This window comes from Bradyrhizobium pachyrhizi (assembly GCF_001189245.1).
GTDB classification, from domain to species: domain Bacteria; phylum Pseudomonadota; class Alphaproteobacteria; order Rhizobiales; family Xanthobacteraceae; genus Bradyrhizobium; species Bradyrhizobium pachyrhizi.
The window spans coordinates 9,939-17,173 of record NZ_LFIQ01000100.1 but is presented as its reverse complement, the minus strand read 5'-3'; the positions used below and the strand labels follow the sequence as shown (position 1 = coordinate 17,173).

Genomic DNA, 7,235 nt, shown 5'->3' with positions numbered 1-7,235 from the left:
GATCGGACGCAAGCGGATTCGGGCGGCCATCTCGATCGCCGCGCGGCGGTCCAGTCCCTCGTTGAGCTGCAGCTCGTTGGCGAACTCCACCATCAGGATGCCGTGCTTGGTGATCAGTCCGACCAGCGTCAGCAGGCCCACCTGGGTGTAGATGTTCATGGTGGCGACGCCGAAGAACAGCGGGATCAAGGCGCCGACGATCGCCATCGGCACCGAGATCATGATCACGAACGGATCGCGCAGGCTCTCGAACTGCGCCGCCAGCACCAGGAAGATGATGATGATGGCGAACGCGAAGGTGACCAGCAGCTGATTGCCTTCGTGGACGTATTGCCGGGAGTCGGCCAGGAAGTCGTAGCTGAAGCCGGACGGCAGCTTCTTGGCTTCACCCTGCAGGAACTCCACCGCCTGGCCCATCGAGACGCCGGGCATCGGCACCGCCTGGAAGGTCGACGAGTTGAGCTGGTTGTAGTGGGTCAGCGCGTTGGGATCGACGCCGGTCTCGACCGAAACCACGGTCGACAGCCGCACCAGCTGCCCGGTCGCGGTGGGAACGTAGTAATCGTTGAATGCCTCGGGCGCGAGCCGGCTGGCGCGCGGCACCTGCGGGATCACCTGGTAGGAGCGTCCCTCCAGATTGAAGCGGTTGACATAGTTGCCGCCGAGCAACGTCGCCAGGGCGCCGCCGATCGACTGCATGGTGATGCCGAGGTCGCTCGCCTTCGAGCGATCGACCTTCACCCGGACCACCGGCTGGTTGAAGTCGAGGTCGCTGTCGGTGACGATGAACAGGCCGCTCTTGCGCGCCGCATCCTTCAGCTTGTTCATCTGGTCGAACACCTGTTGGAATCCGGCCGTCGAAGAGATCACCATCTGCACCGGCAGACCGCCGGGGCCGCCGGGCAGCGGCGGCAGGCTGAACGCGAACGCGCTGATGCCCTCGATCTTGGACAGCTCCGCCTGAACCAGCGGCTGCAGCGCCTGCGCGCTGCGCTTGCGCTCATCCCACGGCTTGAGCAGCATGCCCGCGAAGCCGCCCTGCGGACCGGTGATGCCGTTCAGGATGAACCGCAGGTCGGTCTCGGGAAACTTCTGGAACTCCTTGTCCATCTTGTCGCCGTAGAAATCGATGTAGTCGATGTTGGCGTATTTCGGCGCCTTGGTCACCGCGAACACGATGCCCTGGTCCTCCTGCGGCGCCAGCTCCTTCTGGATGTGCATATAGAGGAAGCCGACCAGACCGAGGATGGTCACGGCGAACAGCGCCGTGATCGGGCGGTAGTCGAGCGAACGGTCGAGCTGACGGCCATAGGCGCGCGTCAACGCGCCGAACACGCGATTGACCAGCCTGGCGAACCGGCCCTCCTCCGCGCTCTTGAGGAACACCGAGCACATCATCGGCGACAGCGTCAGCGCGATCACGCCCGACACGATCACCGAGCCGGCCAGCGTGAAGGCGAATTCGCGGAACAGCGTGCCGGTCACGCCGCCGAGGAAGCCGATCGGCGCGTACACCGCCGCCAGCGTGATCGTCATCGAGATGACGGGACCGACGATCTCGCGGGCCCCCTTCAGCGATGCCTGCACCGGTGGCAGGCCCTCCTCGAGATGTCGATGGATGTTCTCCACGACAACGATCGCGTCGTCGACCACGAGGCCGATCGCCAGCACCATCGCCAGCAGCGTCAGCAGGTTGAAGCTGAAGCCGGCGGCTAGCATCAGGATGCAGACGCCGATCAGCGACAGCGGGATGGTGACGACGGGGATGATCACCGACCGCAGCGAGGCCAGGAACAGGAAGATGACGACGACGACGATCAGGACCGCTTCGGTGAGCGTCTTCTCGACCTCATCGATCGACGATTGAATGAACTTGGTGGAATCGTAGGCCACCTTCATCTTCATCGACGGCGGCAGGTTGCGCTCGAGGTCGGGGAACAGCGCCCGTACGCCCTTCACCAGGGTCAGCGGGTTGCCTTGCGGCGTCGCCTTGATGCCGATGAAGATCGCATGCTCGCCGTTGAAGGCAACACTGGCGTCCGTCGACTGCGCGGCGAGCTCCACCGTCGCGATGTCCTCGATGCGCACAAAGCCGCCGTCCTTCGCCTTCACGATCATCCGTTTGAACTGATCGATGTTCTGAAGGTCGGTATTGGCCGAGACGTTGGAGACGATGAAGAAGCCCTTGGTCTGGCCGGCGGCCGCCTGGAAGTTGTTGGCGGCGATCGCGGCGGCGACGTCGTTGGGCGACACGCCGCGTCCGGCCATTCGGGTCGGATCGAGCCAGACGCGCATCGCGAAGGTCTGGCCGCCGAGGATGTCGGCCGAGGCGACGCCATCGACCGTCGAGAGCACCGGCTGCACGACGCGGGTCAGATAGTCGGAGATCGACGATCCGGTCAGCTCCTCGCTGGAGAAGCCCAGATACATCACGGCGATGGTGTCACCGGTCGCCTTGGTCACGACGGGGTCGAAGGCTTCCTTCGGGATCAGGTATTTGACCGAGTTGACCTTGGCGAGCACCTCGGTCAGCGCCTGGTTCGGATCGTGATTGAGCTTGACGTAGACCTGAATCGTCGAGGTGCCGAGCACCGAGTTCGACGTCATGTAGTCGACGCCTTCGGCCGACGCGACGGCCTGCTCGATCGGCGTGGTGATGAAGCCGTTGATCAGCTCGGGCGACGCACCGGGGTATGACGTGGTGATCGTCACGACGGTGTTCGAAAGATTCGGATATTGCCGGATTGGCAAAACCATCGCCGCGCGCAGGCCGATCAGCAGGATCAGCAGGCTGACGACGACCGACAGCACCGGGCGCTTGATGAAAATATCAGTGAAGGCCATCGCCAACTCGATTCGTGTTCTGCCGGCTTGCGGCAAGATGTGGCGGAGGGCCGATGGCCCTCCGAGTTCGATGAATGAAGATCAGTAGCGCGGCGGTTCGGCGGGAACCGGCGGCGGCGGATCGGTCGAGATCGCAACCGCCATGCCCGACTGCAGCTTGATCTGGCCGACGGCGACGACCTTGTCCCCCGCCTTCAGACCCTTGAGGATCTCGACGCGGCCCTCGACGCGGTTGCCCGTCTTCACGAAGGTGCGGTCCGCGGTCAGGGTGGTCTTGCCGTCGTCGCCCTTCTTCTCGGTGATCAGGAACACCGAGTCGCCATACAGCGTGTAGTCGACCGCGGTTTCCGGGATGGTCACGACCGGCGGCTTCCCGGGCAGCACGATCGTGGTGGTCGCGAACATGCCGGGCTTGAGGATGCTGTCCGGATTCTGGATCGTGGCCTGAACCCGGATGTTGCGGGTGTCGGTCGCGATCTGCGGCTCGATGGTCGTGATCTTGCCCTCGAAGGTGCGGCCCGGATAGGCGTCGACCGAGACGCGTACGGCCTGGCCGACCTTGATCTGCGAACTCTGCTTCTCGGTGACGGTCAGGTTGGCGTACAGCACCGACAGATCGGTCAGCGACACGATCTGCGTGCCGGCCGTCAGATACTGGCCGACTTCGACCTGGCGCACGCCGAGATCGCCTTCGAACGGTGCGCGCACCAGTTTCTGCGAGATCAGCGCTTCGGTCTTGGCAATGCCCGCCTTGGCCTGGTCGTAAGCCGCCTGCGCGGTGTCGACGGTCGATTGCGGACCGAACTGGCGCGACGCGAGCTGCTTGGCGCGGTCGAGCTGCAGCTCGCCCACGGTCGCCTGCGCCTTGTAGTTGGCGAGGTCGCCCTGCTCCGGTGCGTCGAACAACTGCACCAGCGGCGTACCGGCCTTCACGTGGCTGCCGGCGGTGAACAGGATCTCGGTGATGCGGCCCGGCACGTCGGTCGTGACGTTGACCTGGTGCACGGCGACGAGATCGCCGACGGCGGTCAGCAGGTTCGGAATCACCTCGGTCTTCGCCTCGACGGCCGACACATTCGCCGGCGGCGGCTTATTGTTGGCAAAGAACTGCGCGATCATGTGGCTGCGGAAGGCGTTGAAGCCGACCAGCGCACCGACGAGCAGGGCCAGCAACAGGCCTACGATGATGAACCAGCGCACCATGCGGACGGGACGCTTGGCTTGTTTCTCCTTGATCGGTTGCCCCGAGATGTGGCTTTCGGTCTGAATATTCATGTCATGCACTTTCTGCAGTTACCGACGGTCCTGCGATCGGCGACGGCTGGCGGCCCAAATGAGTTGAAATTGCGGCTTCGGTAAGTCCGATGCCGCGAAGGATGAATTGGCAAAGCTGGCGCTCGGCCGCGGCGGCATCGCCGTAGGGGAGACACGGTGTCGCAGGCAGCTGGGTCAGCGCACCCATCAGCACGGTATGGTGCGCAAACCAGAACAGGTTGAGCGGCTCGTCGCCGATCTTCGTGGCCTCGCCGGAGGCAATCGCCCGCTCGAGCGAGGCGGCGAAGGTCGGACCGATCAGCTTGCCGACCTTGTCGTAGAGCAGGCGCGCAAACTCGCCGTCGTCGAGATGGCTCGTCACCATCAGCCGCATCCGCTGCGCCTCTTCCTGATCAGGCGCATCACGCAGCTGCATGAAGTGACCGACCATGCCTTGCACCAGCTCGACCAGCGTCGCAGTCGAGGGCTCCTGCCCGAGCAGATGCGCGAGATCGGGATCCGCCTCGCACTCCTCGGCAAGGATCTCGGCATAGAGCGCCGCCTTGGACGGGAAATGCTTGAACAGCAGCCCTTCCGAAATGGCAGCCGCGGCCGCCACGCTCTTTGTCGTGGTGCCGGCAAAGCCGTTGCGGGCGAAACACCGCTTTGCGGCGCTCAGGATCAACTGACGCCGCAAGTCACTCGTCATGCGTAAGGTAGACATTTGGGTCGTGAGTAATCACTCACTTTACCAAAAGTCAAGGTTCTATTGCACCGCGAAAGCCACTTTAAATAGGAGTGTGGCCGATCGACCCTCTGATCCGGTTCACGAGGTAGGTGCCGTCGCGGCTAGACAGCACGCGCTCCAGATTGGCCCCGTCGATCTTTGCGCTGGCGAACCGCGGCCCCGCCGTAACGTCTTGCAAAGACGAGGCAAAAGCCTCGACCTCAGCCATCGTGCTGATCGCCCGGCTATCACCGATTCCGCAGGCTTTGGCAACACCGACCAGGTCGGCAGGCCCGCCGGTGTGGCTGGCCTGGCCGCCGGTCTCGCCATAAGCCTCATTGTCCAGCACGATGATCGAGAGATTTTTGGGCTGCTGCAGGCCGACGGTGGCGAGGCTTCCCACCCCCATCAGCATCTCGCCGTCGCCGGTGATCACGACGACCGGCAGCGTCGGCTGGGCCAGCGCGAGGCCGAGCCCGATCATCACGGCGCCGCCCATGCCGCCCCAGAGATAGAAGTTGCGGTCGTGGTCGCCGGCGGCGGCGATGTCATAGGTCGAGGCGCCGAGGCCGCCGACGGCGAAGGCGCCCTTGCGATCTTTCAGCAGTTCGGAAACGACGGCACGGCGGTCGAGGAGATTGGCTTGGCTCATTTGGTGAAGACCTTTGCCCCGATCAGGCGCTGCGACAGCAGGACGGCGGTGGGCGTGCAGGCGTTATAGGCCTGCGCTGCGCCGGCCTCGACGACTTCGCGGACCTCTTCAGGGTGCGAGGCGCGCAGCACCTTGATCCCGGACAGTTCGAGAATCCCCTGCGTGTTCGAGCCCATCGGCACCTGCCAGGGATTGAACTCGCCCCATTCGCCGCGCATCGTCACCAGCGTAAGGAACGGCAGGCGGAAGATCTGCACCAGCGACAGCATGTTGATGCAATTGCCGACCCCGCTCGACTGCATCAGCAGCACGCCGCGCTGGCCGCCGGCCCAGGCGCCCGCGAGCAGCGCTACGCCCTCCTCTTCGGTGGTCAGCGCGATGCCGCGCATCGAGGACGACCCCAGCACCCGCTCGATCAGCTGCGAATGGCCGGCGTCCGGCACGTAGGGCACCTGACGCACCTCGAAGCGCTGCAATATCGAGAAGATCTCCTCGGGCCAGGAGGCCGCAGTGTCGGCACGGGCATGCATTGGCGTTTCCGGTCTTGTTGTTTGGTCGCGACTGTAGAGGGGCGCGCGCGCTTCATCAAAGCGCAAAACCGCATATGGCTCTGCGATTTGCTCGCACCACGCGGCGCCCGGCGCGCTGTTCCCGGCGCCTAGCAAATTGTGTTGCGCGGCCGCCGCCCGCGGCTTACGATAGTTGCAAATGAAACTAATTGGGCTGGATGCGCCATGAACGGACACGCGCGAGAACTGGCTGACGGCTTCGACCTAGAGAAGCTGACGCCGGAGTTCTACGCCGACCCCTACCCGACCTATCGCGCGCTGCGTGAGCACGTGCCGGTCAAGCGGCTGCCGAACGGCTGCTATTTTCTCACCCGCTACGACGACCTCATCGCCGCCTACAAGAACACCAAGGCGTTCTCCTCCGACAAGAAGAAGGAGTTCCTGCCGAAATACGGCAACTCGCTGCTCTACGAGCATCACACGACCAGCCTCGTCTTCAACGATCCGCCGGCGCATACCCGCGTGCGGCGGCTGATCATGGGCGCATTGTCGCCGCGGGCGATCGCCGGCATGGAGCCTGACCTGATCGCGCTGGTCGACGGCCTGCTCGACCGGATCGAGACCCGCGACCGGTTCGAGCTGATCGGCGACTTCGCCTCGGCAATTCCGGTCGAGGTGATCGGCAATCTGCTCGACGTGCCGCACGACGAACGCGAGCCGCTACGCGACTGGTCGCTGGCGATTTTGGGGGCGCTGGAGCCCGTGATCGGCAAGGAGACGTTCGACCGCGGCAACAAAGCGGTGAAGGATTTCCTCGCCTATCTCGAAACGCTGGTTGAACGCCGCCGCGCCAAGCCCGGCAATCCCGAACGCGACGTGCTGACAAGGCTGATCCAGGGTGAGGACAATGGCGAGCGGCTGACCGCGAAGGAATTGCTGCACAACTGCATCTTCCTGCTCAACGCCGGCCATGAGACCACGACCAATCTGATCGGCAACGGGCTGGTGACGCTCACCCAAAATCCGGATCAGAAACAACGGCTGATCGCGCAGCCCCAGCTGATCAAGACCGCGGTCGAGGAGATGCTGCGCTACGAAAGCTCGAACCAGCTCGGCAACCGCATGATCGTGGAAGAGACCGAGCTCGGCGGCATCAAGCTGCCGGCGGGCACGCTGGTCACGCTGTGCATCGGCGCGGCCAACCGCGACCCCGCGCAATTCCCCAACCCCGAAGCTTTCGACGTCGCGC

5 protein-coding genes and 1 pseudogene are annotated in these 7,235 nt (G+C 64.2%); 1 reads left to right on the top strand and 5 read right to left on the bottom strand.

Features of this window, described 5'->3' with window-relative positions; genetic code table 11:
- The 5 genes from AKL29_RS25015 to AKL29_RS24995 form a co-directional block, all read right to left on the bottom strand.
- Positions 1 to 2,844, bottom strand: a 2,844-nt coding sequence (locus tag AKL29_RS25015; RefSeq protein ID WP_244482389.1) for an efflux RND transporter permease subunit, incomplete at its 3' end; no start/stop codon positions are given.
- A gap of 81 nt (positions 2,845 to 2,925) precedes the next feature.
- Positions 2,926 to 4,119 carry an efflux RND transporter periplasmic adaptor subunit gene (locus AKL29_RS25010; protein WP_016842923.1) on the bottom strand — a complete coding sequence of 398 codons (1,194 nt, stop codon included), beginning with the start codon at positions 4,117 to 4,119 and terminating at the stop codon, positions 2,926 to 2,928.
- A gap of 1 nt (position 4,120) precedes the next feature.
- On the bottom strand, positions 4,121 to 4,822 hold the full coding sequence (locus tag AKL29_RS25005; RefSeq protein WP_028331841.1) for a TetR/AcrR family transcriptional regulator: 702 nt from the start codon (positions 4,820 to 4,822) through the stop codon (positions 4,121 to 4,123).
- A gap of 64 nt (positions 4,823 to 4,886) precedes the next feature.
- The gene (locus tag AKL29_RS25000; RefSeq protein ID WP_050386010.1) at positions 4,887 to 5,477 is read right to left on the bottom strand and encodes a thiamine pyrophosphate-dependent enzyme; all 591 of its coding nucleotides are present in this window, start codon (positions 5,475 to 5,477) and stop codon (positions 4,887 to 4,889) included.
- On the bottom strand, positions 5,474 to 6,007 hold the full coding sequence (locus AKL29_RS24995; protein ID WP_028331843.1) for a thiamine pyrophosphate-binding protein: 534 nt from the start codon (positions 6,005 to 6,007) through the stop codon (positions 5,474 to 5,476). Before AKL29_RS24995 ends, AKL29_RS25000 begins: the two co-directional genes overlap by 4 nt.
- A gap of 204 nt (positions 6,008 to 6,211) precedes the next feature.
- On the opposite strand from AKL29_RS24995, the pseudogene AKL29_RS24990 reads away from it, so the two are divergent.
- A pseudogene (locus tag AKL29_RS24990) lies at positions 6,212 to 7,235 on the top strand (cytochrome P450); the annotation flags it as partial.